This window comes from Limnobacter olei, from assembly GCF_029087225.1.
Lineage (GTDB): Bacteria > Pseudomonadota > Gammaproteobacteria > Burkholderiales > Burkholderiaceae_B > Limnobacter > Limnobacter olei.
In genome coordinates this window covers 129,912-145,749 of sequence record NZ_JARFJD010000009.1, presented here as the reverse complement: position 1 = coordinate 145,749, position 15,838 = coordinate 129,912, and the positions used below count along the sequence as shown (strand labels likewise).

At 52.6% G+C, this 15,838-nt stretch carries 17 protein-coding genes; 6 read left to right on the top strand and 11 right to left on the bottom strand.

Annotated features, from left to right (window positions below; genetic code table 11):
• Positions 1-3 precede the first annotated feature (3 nt).
• Positions 4-813, bottom strand: coding sequence for an RNA methyltransferase (locus tag PY990_RS06885; RefSeq protein ID WP_275270977.1), 810 nt, complete (start codon positions 811-813; stop codon positions 4-6).
• Positions 814-856: 43 nt separating this feature from the next.
• Between PY990_RS06885 and PY990_RS06880 the strand changes: the two genes are divergently transcribed.
• The 3 genes from PY990_RS06880 to PY990_RS06870 all read left to right on the top strand — a co-directional run bounded on the left by PY990_RS06880 (position 857) and on the right by PY990_RS06870 (position 5,273).
• Positions 857-1,624: an inositol monophosphatase family protein gene (locus PY990_RS06880; protein WP_275270976.1), complete on the top strand. Its 768-nt coding sequence runs from the start codon at positions 857-859 to the stop codon at positions 1,622-1,624.
• Between the two features lie 80 nt (positions 1,625-1,704).
• Positions 1,705-4,269, top strand: coding sequence for a DNA mismatch repair protein MutS (mutS, locus tag PY990_RS06875; RefSeq protein WP_275271049.1), 2,565 nt, complete (start codon positions 1,705-1,707; stop codon positions 4,267-4,269).
• On the top strand, positions 4,266-5,273 hold the full coding sequence (locus tag PY990_RS06870; RefSeq protein ID WP_275270975.1) for a metallophosphoesterase: 1,008 nt from the start codon (positions 4,266-4,268) through the stop codon (positions 5,271-5,273). Before mutS ends, PY990_RS06870 begins: the two co-directional genes overlap by 4 nt.
• Positions 5,274-5,305: 32 nt before the next feature.
• Here PY990_RS06870 and PY990_RS06865 read toward each other — a convergent pair whose 3' ends face one another.
• Positions 5,306-5,854, bottom strand: coding sequence for an FKBP-type peptidyl-prolyl cis-trans isomerase (locus PY990_RS06865; RefSeq protein ID WP_275270974.1), 549 nt, complete (start codon positions 5,852-5,854; stop codon positions 5,306-5,308).
• A gap of 149 nt (positions 5,855-6,003) precedes the next feature.
• Between PY990_RS06865 and PY990_RS06860 the strand changes: the two genes are divergently transcribed.
• Together PY990_RS06860 and PY990_RS06855 are read left to right on the top strand one after the other, a co-directional pair.
• Positions 6,004-7,107 (top strand): cupin domain-containing protein, encoded by a 1,104-nt coding sequence (locus tag PY990_RS06860; protein WP_275270973.1) that lies wholly within the window; start codon positions 6,004-6,006, stop codon positions 7,105-7,107.
• 238 nt (positions 7,108-7,345) lie between these two features.
• Positions 7,346-7,567, top strand: coding sequence for a hypothetical protein (locus PY990_RS06855; RefSeq protein ID WP_275270972.1), 222 nt, complete (start codon positions 7,346-7,348; stop codon positions 7,565-7,567).
• 81 nt (positions 7,568-7,648) lie between these two features.
• Here the strand turns inward: PY990_RS06855 and PY990_RS06850 are convergent, their stop codons facing one another.
• The 9 genes from PY990_RS06850 to PY990_RS06810 are packed head-to-tail and all read right to left on the bottom strand — an operon-like array spanning position 7,649 to position 15,215.
• On the bottom strand, positions 7,649-8,467 hold the full coding sequence (locus PY990_RS06850) for an MBL fold metallo-hydrolase (protein ID WP_275270971.1): 819 nt from the start codon (positions 8,465-8,467) through the stop codon (positions 7,649-7,651).
• Between the two features lie 5 nt (positions 8,468-8,472).
• On the bottom strand, positions 8,473-9,624 hold the full coding sequence (gene bamC, locus PY990_RS06845; protein ID WP_275270970.1) for an outer membrane protein assembly factor BamC: 1,152 nt from the start codon (positions 9,622-9,624) through the stop codon (positions 8,473-8,475).
• A 30-nt stretch (positions 9,625-9,654) separates the two neighbouring features.
• Entirely contained in the window at positions 9,655-10,533 is an 879-nt protein-coding gene (gene dapA / locus PY990_RS06840) for a 4-hydroxy-tetrahydrodipicolinate synthase (protein ID WP_275270969.1), read from the bottom strand.
• Positions 10,534-11,121 (bottom strand): class I SAM-dependent methyltransferase, encoded by a 588-nt coding sequence (locus PY990_RS06835; protein ID WP_275270968.1) that lies wholly within the window; start codon positions 11,119-11,121, stop codon positions 10,534-10,536.
• A gap of 1 nt (position 11,122) precedes the next feature.
• On the bottom strand, positions 11,123-12,160 hold the full coding sequence (gene trpS, locus PY990_RS06830) for a tryptophan--tRNA ligase (RefSeq protein ID WP_275270967.1): 1,038 nt from the start codon (positions 12,158-12,160) through the stop codon (positions 11,123-11,125).
• A 6-nt stretch (positions 12,161-12,166) separates the two neighbouring features.
• On the bottom strand, positions 12,167-12,823 hold the full coding sequence (locus PY990_RS06825) for a site-2 protease family protein (protein ID WP_105028797.1): 657 nt from the start codon (positions 12,821-12,823) through the stop codon (positions 12,167-12,169).
• Positions 12,823-13,479, bottom strand: a complete 657-nt coding sequence (locus PY990_RS06820) for an L-threonylcarbamoyladenylate synthase (protein WP_105028796.1) — start codon at positions 13,477-13,479, stop codon at positions 12,823-12,825. The genes PY990_RS06825 and PY990_RS06820 overlap by 1 nt, the downstream gene beginning before the upstream one ends.
• Positions 13,480-13,490: 11 nt before the next feature.
• Complete coding sequence (locus tag PY990_RS06815; RefSeq protein WP_275270966.1) at positions 13,491-14,390, bottom strand: 3',5'-nucleoside bisphosphate phosphatase; 900 nt, start codon at positions 14,388-14,390, stop codon at positions 13,491-13,493.
• A gap of 15 nt (positions 14,391-14,405) precedes the next feature.
• Positions 14,406-15,215 (bottom strand): ferritin-like domain-containing protein, encoded by an 810-nt coding sequence (locus PY990_RS06810; protein ID WP_275270965.1) that lies wholly within the window; start codon positions 15,213-15,215, stop codon positions 14,406-14,408.
• Between the two features lie 79 nt (positions 15,216-15,294).
• On the opposite strand from PY990_RS06810, the gene PY990_RS06805 reads away from it, so the two are divergent.
• Entirely contained in the window at positions 15,295-15,819 is a 525-nt protein-coding gene (locus PY990_RS06805; protein ID WP_275270964.1) for a gamma carbonic anhydrase family protein, read from the top strand.
• The last annotated feature ends 19 nt before the right edge of the window (positions 15,820-15,838 follow it).

Here is a 15,838-nt window from a genome sequence, read left to right as displayed (position 1 = left end):
GTATCAAGGCTTCTTGCGCTCAAATTCATGCGGATAAAGGCGATTGTCCACCACCCGCATCACGTCCGAGAAAAACCCACGCAGCATGTCCACCTCTTCTTGCTCCAAAGGCGTTTTGGCCAACATTCGTGCCAAGCGCTGCACCACCTTTTTCGGCTTGTCGGGATTGATAAAATCAACCGCCTCCATGGCTTGCAGCCAATGGGCCTGTAAATCGGCCACCGCCTTCACAGTCGCCAGCTTACCACCCTGCCTCACACTGTCAGCAAGAGAGCCTTCGGCAGCCACGGCCAATTCACCAGCCGCCCATTCCGTGCGCAAGGCATAGGCCACAATTTGCACGGCTTGCGACAAGTTCAGCGAACTGTAAACCGGGTTGGCGGCAATCGTCACCTGCCGATTGCACACCAGCAGTTCATCGTTGCTTAAACCCGTGCGCTCAGCACCAAACACAAAAGCTGCGCCCACGCCACTTTCCGTTAAATTTAATGCTTCTCGCGCAGCCTCCTGCGGGCTTTGCAAACTTGGGCCCAAATCGCGCAAACGCGCAGACAGAGCAAATGCCACACTTCGATCAGACAAGGCATCGGGCAAAGAGTCGTAAATACGGGCCTGTTCAAGCACATCGGCTGCACCGCTGGCCAGTGAAATCGCCTCTTCGGCGCTGCAAATTTCCTTCGTTTTCGGCTCAACCAGGCGCAAATCAGTTAAACCCATGGTTTTCATGGCGCGTGCCACCGAACCAACATTGCCCGGATGGCTTGTTTTTACGAGAACTATTGAAATAGATTCGAGGGAATTGGCTGCGGTCATTTATAATGTTGGGTTAAACGTATTCAAATTGAAAGGAAAGGCCATGCATCCGATGTTGAACGTGGCGGTGAAAGCCGCTCGCGCTGCAGGAAAAATCATCAACCGAGCGGAGCTTGACCTCGATCAGGTAAAAATCGGCGTCAAAGGGCCCAACGATTTCGTCACTGAAACCGATCAAGCCGCTGAAAGTGCCATTATTGACGTGCTCAAGCAAGCCTTTCCCGATCACGCCATTCTAGCCGAGGAAAGCGGTGCCTCTGGAAAATCCGACTACGAGTGGGTCATCGACCCGATTGATGGCACTGCCAACTTCATTCACGGCTACCCGCATTACGCCATTTCAATTGCGTTGCGCGTCAACGGCCATGTGCAACAGGCAGTTGTTTACAACCCAGCCACCAACGATCTGTTCACTGCCTCCAAGGGCGAAGGTGCGTTTTTAAACAACCGTCGAATCCGGGTTTCAAAACGCAGCAAACCCAATGAATTTCTGGTTGGTTTTGCATTCCCAAGTGGTCAGAATGAAGGCTCGCTGGGCGTCAAACGCAAAATGCTGGCACTGACTGAAAGCACTGCCGGCATTCGCAAATCCGGTTCAGCCGTTCTCGATTTGGCCTACGTGGCCTGTGGTCGCCTGGATGGCTACATGTGTTTTGGCTTGAAGCCCTGGGATTTGGCAACAGGCGTTTTGCTTGTTTCCGAGGCAGGCGGCTTGATCACCGACCCCCAAGGCAATGACACCTTCATGACCACAGGTGATGCGGTAGCCGGCAACCCAAAAGCCCTTCAATACCTGCTTAGCTTCAAATAATACAAACAGGGACCCAGTTGAGCAAACAAGCGAGTACAAATAACCAGGCCGCATCACAGGCGTTTGAAAGCCACACGCCAATGATGCAGCAGTACCTCACGCTGAAATCCGAGTACCCCGACAAGCTGCTCTTTTATCGCATGGGCGATTTTTACGAGCTGTTTTTCGACGATGCCCAACTGGCTGCACAGCTTCTCAGAATTACCCTCACCCACCGTGGTCAATCGGCCGGCCAACCAATTCCCATGGCGGGGGTCCCTTTCCATGCGGCTGATCAATACCTCGCCAAACTGGTGGCGCTGGGCCATTCAGTGGCCATTTGCGAGCAGGTGGGAACGCCTGGCCTGACAAAAGGCCCCATGGAACGCAAAGTGGCGCGGGTGGTTACGCCAGGCACACTGACCGAATCCACTTTGCTGCCTGACCAAGAGAACAAGACTCTGCTCAGCCTGTTCTCTGAGGACGGAAAATATTGGGGGGTGGCTTGTCTGGCACTGTCTGCGGGTTCAATTCGTTTGCTGGAATGCGATTCAGGCTCACTGGCAGCACACTTAAGCCGGTTCAACGCAGCCGAAGTGCTTGTAAACAACCGAACATGGGCACAACACAGCCAAATAACCGGCTGCATCGAGCGCCCCGCTTGGCACTTTGACGCAGGTTTCGCCCAGACGCATCTCCAAACCGTGCTGCAAGCAACCAACCTGGCAAGCCTAGAATTGCACAACGCCAAACTGGCCGTGCCCGCCATGGGCGCCGCGTTGCAATATGCAAAGGAAACGCACCTTAGCATTGAAAACTTCAAGCATGTATCGGACATTCAGGTTGAACATGAGCAAGATTTTCTCGTGCTCGACGAGGCCGCACGCCGCAACTTGGAACTGACCGAAACTTTGCGCGGCGAGCCTGCACCCACCCTGTTCTCGCGCATCAACCGCACCGGTAGCGGTATGGGTGCCAGGCGCTTGCGTCAATGGCTATTGGAACCTTTGCGCAACCTGGCCACCATTGAAGCACGACAAAACAAAATACAGCACCTGCTTGCCACCTTGGGCCAGGCGCCAGAACCTGTCTGCTTCAATCTGGTTAAAACATTGCGGGCAATGGCCGATATTGAGCGCATCAGCAGTCGCGTGGCCATGCAAACCGCGAAGCCTCGCGATTTGCTGGCCCTGCGGGAAAGCCTTCAATCGCTGCCCCAAGTGGAACAACTCATTGCCCACTTTGGCGACAGCGCATTTGAAACAGCGCAGCAGGCCTTTCAGGCACCACCCGAACTGCTGGCTGAATTGATGCTGGCCTTGGCCGAAAACCCACCAGTACTGATTCGTGACGGCGGCGTGATTGCCGATGGTTACCACACTGAGCTGGACGAATTGCGAAACATTCAAACCGGCAGCGGACAGTTTTTGATTGAACTGGAAAAACAAGAACGTGAGGCCACCGGCATCGCCAATCTGAAAGTCGAATTCAACCGGGTGCATGGCTTTTACATCGAGGTCAGCAGTGCGCAGGCCGACAAAGTGCCCGCACACTACATTCGCCGGCAAACAATGAAAAATGCCGAACGCTATATCACTGAAGAACTGAAAGCCTTCGAGGAAAAAGCGCTGTCCGCGAAAGACAAGGCCCTGAACCTTGAAAAAGTAATCTATGAAAACCTGATGGTGTGGCTGGGTCAGTTCACCCCGTTTCTGCAACGCTGCGCGCGGGAATTGTCTGAACTTGATGCCTTGGCGGCGCTGGCCATTGTGGCTTTTGAGGCCAATTGGGTGCGCCCACAAATGGTACCTCACGCGCTGCTGAACATTCAGCAAGGTCGCCACCCGGTGCTCGAAGTGCAGGTGGAGCAATTCACACCGAATGATTGCGCCTTGCACCCCGGCAAACACATGGCACTAATCACCGGCCCCAACATGGGCGGCAAAAGCACCTACATGCGACAAACCGCGCTCATTGCATTGCTGGCGCACATGGGCAGTTTCGTGCCAGCGGCCAGTGCACAAATTGGCGTGCTCGATCGAATTTTTACGCGCATTGGTGCATCCGATGACCTGGCTGGTGGCCGTTCCACCTTCATGGTGGAAATGACTGAGGCCGCCACTATTGTTCGGCAGGCGACGCCCCACAGCCTGGTCATCATGGATGAGATCGGGCGAGGCACCTCAACTTTCGATGGTTTGTCCCTGGCCTGGGAAATTGCAAAACGCCTGGCCAACACCAACAAATGTTTAACACTGTTCGCCACGCATTACTTCGAAATCACGGCATTAGGTAATGAACTGGATTGCGTGTTCAATGTGCATTTGTCGGCCACCGAACACCAGGGCAAACTGGTGTTTTTACATCGCATTGAAGCGGGGCCGGCCAGCCAAAGTTATGGCCTGCAAGTGGCCAAGCTGGCGGGCTTGCCTGCCCTGGTAGTGAAAAACGCACAAAAACGACTGGACCAACTGGAAGCTGAAAAACGCGCCATGAACGCCCAAGTCGATTTGTTCGACCTGCCAACTCAGGATGCGGTTGAACAGCCAGCCAGTGCGCAGCACGTGAACCTGATTCTCGAAAAACTCAACGAGATTGATCCCGATGAACTCAGCCCGCGTGAAGCATTGCAGTTAATCTTTCAGCTAAAGGGCCTGCAAACATGAATCTGCGCCGCGCAGCCACCCAAGCCTGTGCGGCCGCCTTGGTCATTTTCGTTGCGGCTGCCCAAGCCAGCTCCAAGCACGGCACCTTCAGCTTTGCACTGATCGGCGATCAGCCCTACAACAATTTCTTCGAGCCGGCCACCGACAGCCTGATTCAACATATTGGGAATGAACCTGATATTCACTGGATTTTGCATGTTGGCGACATCAAAGGTGGCAATGAGCCTTGCGCCAATGAATTAATCAACCGTCGCCTTGCGCAACTTCAGCGAAGCGAGAAGCCCCTGGTATACGTGCCCGGCGACAACGAATGGACCGATTGCCACAGGCCATCCAACGGAAATTTCGACAGCCAGGAACGCCTTAATTTCTTGCGCCAGCAGGCATTTTCACGGCCCCGCTCACTGGGGAAAAAAAACTTTCCCATTCGGCAGCAAACCAGTCCACCCTACCCTGAACACCTGATGTGGACACAAGGCAGTACCCTCTTTGTGAGTTTGAATATTCCGGGTAGTAACAACGATTTGCTCAACCCGAAATCCAGAAAAACCAGCACAAAAAAAGCAAAGCAATTGTTGAAAGCCCGAGATCAAGCGATTGACGCATGGCTAAGCGAAGCTGAAGCATTGTTTGAACGTGACAGCACACGCCCTACGGAGACCGTAATCGCCATTCAGGGCAATCCAATTGATGGTTCAGGTGGTACTAGCACCACCCCATCCCGGAATGGCTACGCTGTTTTCATGACAAGGCTGGTGAAATACATCGACACCACCCAGCGACCCGTGCTGCTGGCGCATGGCGACACACACCGGTTTAAATGGGACAAACCCAGCCTGAAACAATTTGGCGGCACACCCAGCTCAGATGCACTGTTTTACAGGGTCGAGGGCTGGGGGCACCCCTTCATGAATGCTTGGGTGCAGGTGAAGGTGAAACAAGGCAGTGCAACGCCATTTGAGGCCAGCAGCGTTTCGCTGCCAAGCCCCACTGCTGACAATTAAACCTGAAATAAAGCCCAACCAAGGCCAAACGGTTAATTCAGTTTGCGTGCATCCGGGTTGGGGGCAATGCTGAACAGCGATTGCGCCGCAGCACCTTGCGCTTTTTCTTCCTCATTGGCAGCACGAATATCCAGCACCTTCAGGTGATAGCGCAAGGCCATGCCCGCGAACGGGTGGTTGCCATCCAGCACCACTTTGCCTTCGGCAATGTCAGTCACAGTCCAAACCCGACCAAAACCAGTGTTTTCCTCGTCAGCTTGCAGGTCAGGCTCGTTTTCATCTTCAACGGGAACCTCCTCCAGTTGCATACCTATTTCAAGGTCTTCAGCAAAACTGTCCGCATCTTCTACCCGCATCAATTCGGGGTCAAAATCTCCGAAGGCATCCTCTGGCTCGAGTTGAACGAACACTTCATCGCCAATCACCTTGCCTTCCACTGCCTCTTGTAGCTTCGGAAACACCTCATTCTCACTGCCATGCAGGTAAATGATCGGCTCGCCACCGTGTTCCTGAATCAGTTCACCCTGCGCATCACGCAGCTCAAAATCAAGGGTAACCACCGTGCCGTGCTCAACAATCATCGTACATAACTCCAGAAATCAGCGCCCGAACAGTGGGCAGTCTTTTAAGGTGGCCTATGATACCCGTAATCGATAAATCACCCAAATAAAGCCCCCTTCAGATGATCAAACCCCTCACCCACATCGCAAACCTCCCGGTGGAACAATTCATGACCGAGCATTGGCACATCAAGCCATTTTTGTTTCGTCAGGCATTTCCGAATTTCGAACCACTGTGCGATTTCGACACCATCGCCGAGATGGCATCCGATGAAGACATTGAAAGCCGATTGATACAACACAGCAAAGCAGGCTGGACACTTGAACACGGCCCGTTTGATGCGCTGCCCTCGATGAAGAAAAAAGCATGGACTGTGCTGATCCAGGGCATTGACCACCACCTGCCCGAAGCTTATGACCTGCTGCAAATGTTCCGCTTTATTCCCGATGCACGCCTTGACGACGTGATGCTAAGCTTGGCCAGCGATGGGGGGGGCGTGGGTCCACACTATGACTCCTACGATGTCTTTCTGCTTCAAATGCATGGCAAACGGCGCTGGAAAATTGGCCCTTTGCAGAACAAAGAACTTGAAGAAGGCATGCCCCTGAAAATTCTCAAAAACTTTGAGCCCACCGAGGAGTTTGTTCTCGAGCCTGGTGACATGCTTTACCTGCCCCCGAACTATGGGCACGACGGCATCGCAGAGGGAACCTGCTCAACCCTGAGCATTGGCTTCAGGGCGCCCACGCAGGCCGAGGTTCTCAGTGGCATATTGCGCGACATGGCCGATCAAATTGATCAAGATCCAGGCATGACTCAAACACTGTTTTCTGACCCCGCCCGAGGGTTACAGAAAAACCCCGCAGAAATTCCTGACGATTTGCTGAATTTTGGATTTAATTTGATTCGGCAATTTTCAGCGAAATCGCCTCAAATCCAGCGCAGCATGGGGATTTTGCTCACAGAACCCAAGCCACATGTGTATTTTGTAAACAACACCGAAGATCAGGAAATACACGAAATAATTAGTGTTCTTGGAGAGCGTGGCGTTGCATTAAGCATGAAAACTAAAATGTTGTTCAAAGACGCCGATTTTTACATCAATGGCGATACTGTCAACCCGACCAGTGCCCTTACCGTTAAACAGCTGCAAATGCTCGCAAACCAGCGTGAAATGGAGCCAATCGACGCTGCAGAAGCTTTAAAAAATCCTGAATTTCAGTATTTTTTAATTGGTTTTGCAAAAGCCGGTTGGGTAGAAACCCTAATGTGATTAATTTCATTTAGAATTTGAAACGACTCAGCAAAGTCAATAGAATTTTGCTTCGAAAATAAGGTCGAAACAATGACTTGAATTTGACAGGCTATTCGATAGAATTTGCAGAGTTTTCCGCTTGAGTGCTTGAACACCCAGCAGGAAAATGGGTGATTCTGGGTTCTCTTGTGAGCCTATTTGCTCTAAAAAAGACGCTTGAATCGGCGTCTAGTTCGTGACCCCAAAAGGAATAAACATGAAAAACTCAATTTTGATCGCATCTTTGTTTGCAGTAGCATTGGCCGCTTGTGGCAAGAAAGAAGAAGCAGCTCCAGTTGAACCAGCAGCTCCTGCTGTAACTGAACAAGCTCCAGCAGCTCCTGCAGCTGAGCCAGCAGCACCTGCTGCTGAACCAGCACCTGCCGCTGAACCAGCTCCTGTTGATCCAGCCGCTGCTCCTGCTGAAGAAAAGAAGTAAATTCAATTCGCTTGTAAAAGCAATTGAAACTAAAAAGCCCCAGATGAAAATCTGGGGCTTTTTTGTTGGATCACCTAAAAATCAGGCAGTTACTTGCTGCGAATCAAGGCTGATCCAGGCAAAACCCTCGGTTTGGCAGGCGATATCAAACGCGATTCCTCGCGGTGTTAGTACCTCCGCCCACATTTGTTGAACCACCTTGGGACAATTCGTGGTTTGGCTTAAATGCGCTGCCACCACAAACTGCAAGTTTCCAGAATCGAGCTTCCGAAGAATATCGCAGGCGACTTGATTGCTGAGGTGGCCATAATCGCCTCCTACCCTTTTTTTCAGGCTGGGTGGATAAGGCGAATTGGACAGCATCTCGGGGCAGTGGTTGGATTCGAGAATCAAGGCATGTGCCCTGTTCAACATGCTGATCAAATGCGGCGTAGCACTGCCACAATCGGTCAGAATGCCAGTGACAAAGCCCGACCTTGACTCAATCAACATTTGAATGGGTTCAGCAGCGTCATGGGGCACGGGAAAGGGATGCAAAGTCAGGTTCTTGACGTTGAATGCTGCATGGCTCTCGATTAACACCACCCTGCCTGAACGCAGGTAATCTTCGTCCGTCAATTTAGACCGCAAGGCCGCGCGCCAGGTACCGTGCGTCAAGTACACAGGTGTACCAAACTTTCGGCTGAATTTGAATACACCGCCTATGTGATCCCCATGCTCGTGAGTAACCACAATCGCATCCACATTTTCCGGAGTGAGCCCAACTCGCTCCAGGCGGCCAACGGTTTCCTTCACAGCAAAACCGCAATCCACCATTAAGCGCGTTGGTGCGTCAGTCAGCCTGCATTCAAACAGCCAACTGTTGCCTTCACTGCCACTGCCCAAACTCGCAAAACGCACACCAATTACCGGAGTTTTCCGGCCAGCTTGGTCGCAGCTTCTTCTGAAATTGCGGGATCCACTGCCGCACCGCGTTCGGAGGTAAATTTGACTGTGGTTGCCTTGTCGCCCTCCGGCGCCACTACCACCTGGAAACGTTGATCCGCTTTCAGGGATTTGTTATTCGAAGCACCGCCGAAAATCTTTCCAAAGAAACCTGTTTTCTCGCCTTCAGCCGAAGCAGAATCAGGAATGTATTTCACGTAATACACACCATTGGAACGGTCACGGTCTTCGACAATAAAGCCAGCGCGGTCCAGTCCAAAACCTACACGGCGCCAGGCCAAGGGAAAGTCTTCAGCCAAAATAATTGCTGTGCCCTCAGGCTTTTTCTGAACCGAAATGAGCTCTTGCCCCACTGGGCGACCCGCTGCGACAGCAGCCTTCTCATCACCAGTCAGCTTCGCCATCAAACGATTCAGCATTTCAGCTTCAAGTTCGGGATCAGATGGACGATTCATCCAAATCAGATTTGATTGAGACTGATCAGTGTAGTTTTCTTCCATGCCGCGGTGAGTCACGAAAATTTCAACACCGCCCTCAATAGGTTCTACACGGGTGCGGTAACGATCTCGGGTATTACTGGAGTAAATGCCGTCAAATACGGTACCGATTACCTTACGCAAACCATCCAGTGGGATATTTGCACGGTTTTCAGCCCAATTGGTTTCCATCAACCCAATTTTTGGATCATCCACGGCCAGTTCAAACCCGGTGTCTTTCCAGAATTCGCGCAATTTCGGCCACAATTGCTCGGGTGGCATTTTCACTTCCAGAGAGCGCAAGTTACCCACACGTTTGATTTTTACATCATCGGAGGAAACCAAAACCGGCTCAGCCTGTGCTGGCTGGCGTGCACCCGCAGGTCGAGTACCCCCGCCGCTGTAGAACGAGGAGGCGGACACCGAACCAGAACCGGACTCACCGGGAATCAGGAATTGCTCATCTGCAGACTGGGCAGTCAGATCTGGCGGCACCTCAAGGCCCTGCTCGCGCTTTTCGGCAGTGCGGTAAGCCGTTTTCTGTCCTTCCACAGCCTCTTTGTAAGAGGCGCAGCCTGCGGCAGTGGATACGGCCGCTGCGATCAGCAACAGCTTGAAAGGGGTTGTCTTATTCAATTCCATGTGTCTCACAGCCTTAAGTCGTCTTTAGTCGATCAACCGGTGGGCGCGCAAGGCGGCATCCACGGTTTGGTGAAAACTGGATTCCAGTCGGGTCAAAGGCAGGCGCACACCGGGTGCCATCTTGCCCATTTTGCTCAATGCGTACTTCACGGGAATTGGATTGGCCTGTACAAACATGGCCTGGTGCAAATCCAGCAAGCTCAAATTCAGGGTATGCGCAGTTTTTGCATCGCCTGCAATGGCCGCAGCACAAAGTTCATGCATTAACTTTGGGGCCACATTGGCAGTCACGGAAATATTGCCTTTTCCGCCCATCAACATCAAGTTCACTGCGGTGGGGTCATCACCACTGTAAACAGCGAAATCAGCTGATGTGTCGCGAATCAACCAAGCCCCGCGCTCGAGGTTGCCTGTGGCTTCCTTGATTCCCACAATGCCATCCACCTGGCTCAAGCGCACCACCGTTGAATGTGCCATATCGGCCACTGTACGGCCAGGTACGTTGTACAAAATCACGGGCAAGTCAACAGCTTCGGCAACCTTGCGCATGTGCAGGTAAATGCCTTCTTGGGTGGGTTTATTGTAGTAAGGCACCACTTGCAAACTGGCGGCAGCACCCACCTTGCGCGCAAACTCAGTCAGTTCAATGGCCTCGGTGGTTGAATTGCCACCAGTGCCCGCAATAATGGGTATGCGGCCCGCGGCCTGCTCAACCGCCACACGAATTAATTCGCCGTGCTCTTGTACATCCACAGTAGGCGATTCGCCAGTGGTTCCTACCGCTACAATTGAGTCGGTGCCTTGTTCAATATGCCAATCAATGAGCTGACGGTAGCTGTCATAGTCAAGCGACCCGTCTTCAAACATCGGCGAAACAATCGCGACAATGCTGCCAGTGATCATTTAGTCCCTTTGAGTGAGTGTTATTGTTCCAGATTGTATCTCAGACCAAGTGCCTGTAATGCCCATGGCCCGTTGAATCATTGCAGGGCTTGGAATGCTTCGAAGCCCCTGTTCAAAACGCAGTATGTTCAATGAAGACATACGGGACAGCAGTTCGTTGGGTTGAAGCAGAAAATCCGGGCTCCGCGGCGAACCAAACTGCGCATTGCCATCCATAAAGGTTTCGTAAACCAACACTGCATGATGAGACTTCAGGTTACCCAAAAGGTTCTCAAAATGGGGGCGATGCAAATAGTTGGTCACCACGATCAAGTCGTATTGCTGCCCTGCGAGTGGCCAGTCAGCCTGTTCCAGGTCCATGGCCTGAAACTGTACATTGGCAGGCCATGGCGTTTCTGGCCTGGTTTTGTCCACGGCATGCACGTTGTAGCCCAAGCTGGCCATGTACAGCGCATGCCGACCACCGCCGCAGGCCAAATCAAGAGCGCGCATTCCGGGCTCCACTGCTTTGTTGGCATGCAGACTTTGCAGACATTCCCGCACCCATGGCGAAGGTGCCAGGGTGGGGTTGGCATGATGATTCGACATATCAGGAATAATCCAGCCCCATGTGCTTGCGCACATCCTGCATCGTGTCGTTGGCCATCGCACGTGCGCGCTCACAGCCTTCACTGATGATTTTTCGCACCAATGTCGGGTTTTCGGTGTACATGGCTGCACGTTCGCGCATAGGCGCCAACTCGTCGGTTACTGCCTGAATAATTGGCTCTTTGCATTGAATACAGCCAATCCCCGCCGATTTGCAACCTTCCTGCACCCACTGCTTGGTGCTGGCGTCTGAATACACCTCGTGCAATTGCCAAACAGGGCATTTGGCAGGATCACCCGGGTCAGTGCGGCGCACGCGGGCCGGGTCCGTTGGCATTTTGCGTACTTTCTGGGAAATGTTCTCGGGTGTCTCCCGCAAGGCCAGCGTGTTTTGGTAGCTCTTGGACATTTTCATGCCATCCAACCCTGGCATCTTGCTGGCCTCGGTCAGCAAGGCTTTGGGTTCCAGCAAAATCGGCTTGCGGCCAATTTCAGCCCCCTTCGCATCCAGCAGTTTTTCCTTGCTGTAAAAATGATTGAAGCGCCGCGCAATTTCGCGGGTCAGCTCTATGTGCGGTACCTGGTCTTCACCCACGGGTACTTGTGTGGCACGGTAAATCAGAATATCAGCGGACTGCAACAAGGGGTAGCCCAAAAAACCATAGGTGGCCAGGTCTTTATCACTGAGTTTTTCCTGTTGGTCTTTGTAGGTGGGCACGCGCTCAAGCCAGCTTAAAGGCGTATTCATCGACAGCAGCAAATGCAGCTCAGCATGCTCAGGCACCTTGGACTGAACAAACAAGGTGGCCTTCTCGGGGTCAACACCCGCAGCCAGCCAGTCAACTACCATGTCCCACACATTTTCCTTGATGACTTCCGGGGTTTCATAATGCGTGGTCAGCGCATGCCAATCGGCCACAAAAAACAAACAGGGAAATTCGTTTTGAAGTTTCACCCAGTTTTTCAACACACCGTGGTAATGGCCAAGGTGCAACAAACCGGTTGGGCGCATGCCCGACAATACGCGTTCAGCAAACATGGTGACTTAGAAATTAAACAAAAGGGTTAGCACACTCAACCCGGCACTAACAATGGGCTGGATGAACATGGGCAAGATACCCAACATCAGGAGTGCAATGAGCACGATCATGCCATAGGGCTCGGTGCGGCTGAAACTGTAGGCTGCAGAACTGGGCAGGAAGCTGAACAGAATTCGGCCACCATCCAGCGGCAAAATTGGCAGAAGGTTCAAAGCAGCCAAAACCAGGTTCACCACAATGCCCGCTTTGGCCATTTCGGCAAAAAAGGGCTCGTTCAGCCCGGTGACAAACTGCAGTTTCAGGCTAAGTGCCCACAGTAAGGCCATCACGAAATTTGCGCCAGGCCCGGCAAAGGCTACAAAACGAATGTCTTTTTTCGGATTGCGCAGGTTGCCAAAATTGACAGGCACAGGTTTGGCCCAGCCAAACAGAAAAGCACCAATACCCATCAGGCTTGAAGACACCAAAATCGCAATCGGCACCAGAATGGTTCCAACCGGGTCAATGTGCTTGATCGGGTTCAAGGTTATTCGGCCTGCATACATGGCGGTGTTGTCGCCATACATTCGGGCAACATAACCGTGTGCTGCCTCGTGCAGGGTAATGGCAAACAACACGGGCAAGGCATACACCGCAATCGTTTGAATAATGCTTGAATCCATCACAGTTCTTCCTGTTCTTCAACATTCACAGGCTCAAGCGGACCAGTCAGAGGCCCAGCGCCAATTCGCACAACCACAGGTTCTTCGCCGGTCCAGTCAATCACGGTGGTCGGAAATGCGCCGCAGTACTCGCCGTCGTCCACAATTAAATCTACATCGTTGCCCACGGCTTCCTGGGCCTCCCAACCGCTGCGCGCAGGCTCTTCCATGCCCGGTAACTGCAGCGTTGTGGCAATCAGCGCACCCTCGATGTGCTCCAGCAAGCCTTGCACCACCGCATGTGCGGGAACGCGCAAACCGATTGATTTTTTCGAGGGATGCGACACACGCTTGGGCACTTCTTTGGTCGCTTCAAGAATAAATGTATATGGCCCGGGAAACACCGACTTCAGCAAGCGGTATTGAACATTGTTCACCTTGGCGTAACTGCCCAGTTCACTCAAATCCTTGCACAGCAAAGCCAAATGCTGCTTCTCTGAAATACCCTTCAACCTGCGCAGGCGCTCGACCGCGTTTTTATCATCCAGATGGCAAACAAGCGCATAGCAGCTGTCGGTGGGAATTGCAGCAATTCCACCCGAGTTGATCAGGTCTGCCGCCTGCTTGCACAAACGCGATTGTGGGTTTTGAGGATGTACGTTGAATAACTGCGCCAATGGGTATCCTGTTAGCTGAACAACTTGCCCCAATTATCCCAGATTGGCACGCAACCATCGGGCAAGCGGGGCAATTCACCCAAATTAACCCTGGATTCAGTGGGACCGTGAAAATCTGATCCGCGCGATGCCTTCAAGCCAGATCGAACAGATTTCCGTGCATAGGTGGCGTATTGGTCGGTGGTGTGGCTGCCCGTGACCACCTCAATGCCAACACCACCCATTTTGACAAACTGCTCAACCAGTTCATCCATCTGCATGGGTTTCAGATCATATCGCCCCGGGTGCGCAATGACAGGCAAGCCGTTTGACTCCAGGATCCAGTCGACCGCCTGCTTCAAGCTGGCCCATTCATGGGGCACGTAACCCGGTTTACCCGGGGTTAGAAAACGCTCAAACACTTCGCGAATATCGGTGCACACTTTTCGCTCCACCAAGCATCGGGCAAAGTGGGTTCGGCTAATCAGGTTGGGGTTGCCCACATACTTCAAGGCACCTTCATACACATCGTCGATGCCCACCTTTTCGAGTTGCCGCGACATTTCCATCGCTCGCTCAGTTCGCCCATGGCGCACACTGGCCAAACCCTTCTCAAGCGGGGAGTTCTCGTACTGCACATTCAAACCCACAATGTGCAAGGTTACCGCGGACCAGGTCACCGAAATTTCCACACCAGGCACAAAAATCATGTTGTGCTCCGCAGCCGCTTTGGCCGCCCGGGCCAAACCACCCACTTCATCATGATCGGTCAAGGACCAAATTTGTACTCCATTGGCGGCGGCGCGCGCAGCCAGTTCTTCGGGCGTCAAGGTGCCGTCCGACACGGTGGAGTGGCAATGCAAATCCGCATTAATCAAATGCGGATCATTCCAATCAAGTTCTTTGGCGAAAAGGGGTGCTGCTGTACTCATACTTTTGCAATCCACTTATTGGGCGGATTGCTCCAATTCAACTTGCATCAACCAAGCCAACTCCTCTTCAGAAAAACCAGCCTGTGCGCGGGCCTTGAAATTGAAAGGTGAACGTGGCTGCGGAGCGGTGTACTCCCGCAAGCAATGCTCAAAAGCCTCAATTGGGTCGCGTTGTTCATTGTTGCACACTTCATTGAACCAGCGGTTGCCAATGGCCACATGCCCAATTTCATCACGCAAGATGATGCCAAGTACCTCGGCACTATCCATGTCCCCGGCCGCGGCCAGTTTCTCACGTATGGCCGGTGACACGTCCAGTCCGCGTGCCTCCAAAAGCCTCGGCACCAAGGCAAGCCGGGCCAGCAAGCTGTGTTTGGTTTTTTCAGCCATTTGCCACAAACCGTCATGCGCGGGGTAATCCCCATAATTCAAAGCGTACGACATCATTCTGTCGCACAACAAAGTGTGGTGGTAGGCCTCCTCTTTGGCCACTTTCAACCAATCCAGATAAAACTGGTCGGGCATGGAGGAAAAACGAACCAGCAGATCTAGCGCCAAGTTGATTGCATTGAACTCAATGTGCGCCAGCGAGTGCAAAAGCATGCCCCGCCCCACAGGCTGGCTGGCTTTGCGTGTGGGCACGCGTGCCGGGTGCACCAGCTCCGGTTTTTCGGGGCGGCCCACACCAGGCGAGAACTCCGCTTCACCACCGATTGGCAAGCTTTCATCAATCGCCAAGACCAGACGCACTTTTTCCACGGAGTTTTTACACTCCAAAGCCTGCAAGGCGGCTTGTCTCAAAGTTTGTTCCAGTTCACTGCCCATAACCACACTGCACAAGGGTTCGATGCATGTTATTTTAAGGCAAAGACACCATGGCAACACCCCGACACAGGAGACAATTGTGGCCAAGTACAAAATCAATGGCGTAGCCCCCACAGTGCACGCCAGCGCCTATGTGGCCGAAATGGCCAGCATCATTGGCAAAGTGCAACTTGATGAAAACACGTCGGTTTGGGATTTCGCGGCCATTCGCGGCGACAATGAATTGATCCACATTATGGAAGGCAGCAATGTACAGGAAGGCGCCGTGTTACACACCGACATTGGCTATCCCATGGTGGTTGGAAAAAACGTCACAGTTGGACACCAAGCGTGTTTGCACGGCTGCACCATAGGCGAAGGCAGTTTGATTGGCATTCGTTCAGTGGTGCTGAACGGCGCAAAGATTGGAAAAAACTGTATCATCGGCGCCGGTGCCTTGATCACCGAAGGCAAAGAAATTCCCGACCGCTCGCTGGTGGTCGGTTCGCCTGGAAAAGTGATCCGAACCCTGAACGACGATGAAGTGGCCCGCCTGATTGGCGCTGCCTTCTACGTGCAAAAAGCCAAGCTGTTCAAAGAAACACTTGAACGAATAGACAATTAATTTTTTGCTTCAATTTGTA

What these genes read in the sequence shown, in the direction of transcription:
- PY990_RS06855 (WP_275270972.1), top strand. Translation starts at nt 7,346, where the DNA reads ATGAAAAACTCAATTTTGATCGCATCTTTGTTTGCAGTAGCATTGGCC.
- PY990_RS06860 (WP_275270973.1), top strand. Translation starts at nt 6,004, where the DNA reads ATGACCGAGCATTGGCACATCAAGCCATTTTTGTTTCGTCAGGCATTT.
- trpS (WP_275270967.1), bottom strand. Translation starts at nt 12,160, where the DNA reads ATGTTTGCTGAACGCGTATTGTCGGGCATGCGCCCAACCGGTTTGTTG.
- PY990_RS06880 (WP_275270976.1), top strand. Translation starts at nt 857, where the DNA reads ATGCATCCGATGTTGAACGTGGCGGTGAAAGCCGCTCGCGCTGCAGGA.
- mutS (WP_275271049.1), top strand. Translation starts at nt 1,705, where the DNA reads ATGATGCAGCAGTACCTCACGCTGAAATCCGAGTACCCCGACAAGCTG.
- PY990_RS06810 (WP_275270965.1), bottom strand. Translation starts at nt 15,215, where the DNA reads ATGGGCAGTGAACTGGAACAAACTTTGAGACAAGCCGCCTTGCAGGCT.
- PY990_RS06865 (WP_275270974.1), bottom strand. Translation starts at nt 5,854, where the DNA reads ATGATTGTTGAGCACGGCACGGTGGTTACCCTTGATTTTGAGCTGCGT.
- PY990_RS06825 (WP_105028797.1), bottom strand. Translation starts at nt 12,823, where the DNA reads ATGGATTCAAGCATTATTCAAACGATTGCGGTGTATGCCTTGCCCGTG.
- PY990_RS06870 (WP_275270975.1), top strand. Translation starts at nt 4,266, where the DNA reads ATGAATCTGCGCCGCGCAGCCACCCAAGCCTGTGCGGCCGCCTTGGTC.
- PY990_RS06815 (WP_275270966.1), bottom strand. Translation starts at nt 14,390, where the DNA reads ATGAGTACAGCAGCACCCCTTTTCGCCAAAGAACTTGATTGGAATGAT.
- PY990_RS06835 (WP_275270968.1), bottom strand. Translation starts at nt 11,121, where the DNA reads ATGTCGAATCATCATGCCAACCCCACCCTGGCACCTTCGCCATGGGTG.
- dapA (WP_275270969.1), bottom strand. Translation starts at nt 10,533, where the DNA reads ATGATCACTGGCAGCATTGTCGCGATTGTTTCGCCGATGTTTGAAGAC.
- PY990_RS06885 (WP_275270977.1), bottom strand. Translation starts at nt 813, where the DNA reads ATGACCGCAGCCAATTCCCTCGAATCTATTTCAATAGTTCTCGTAAAA.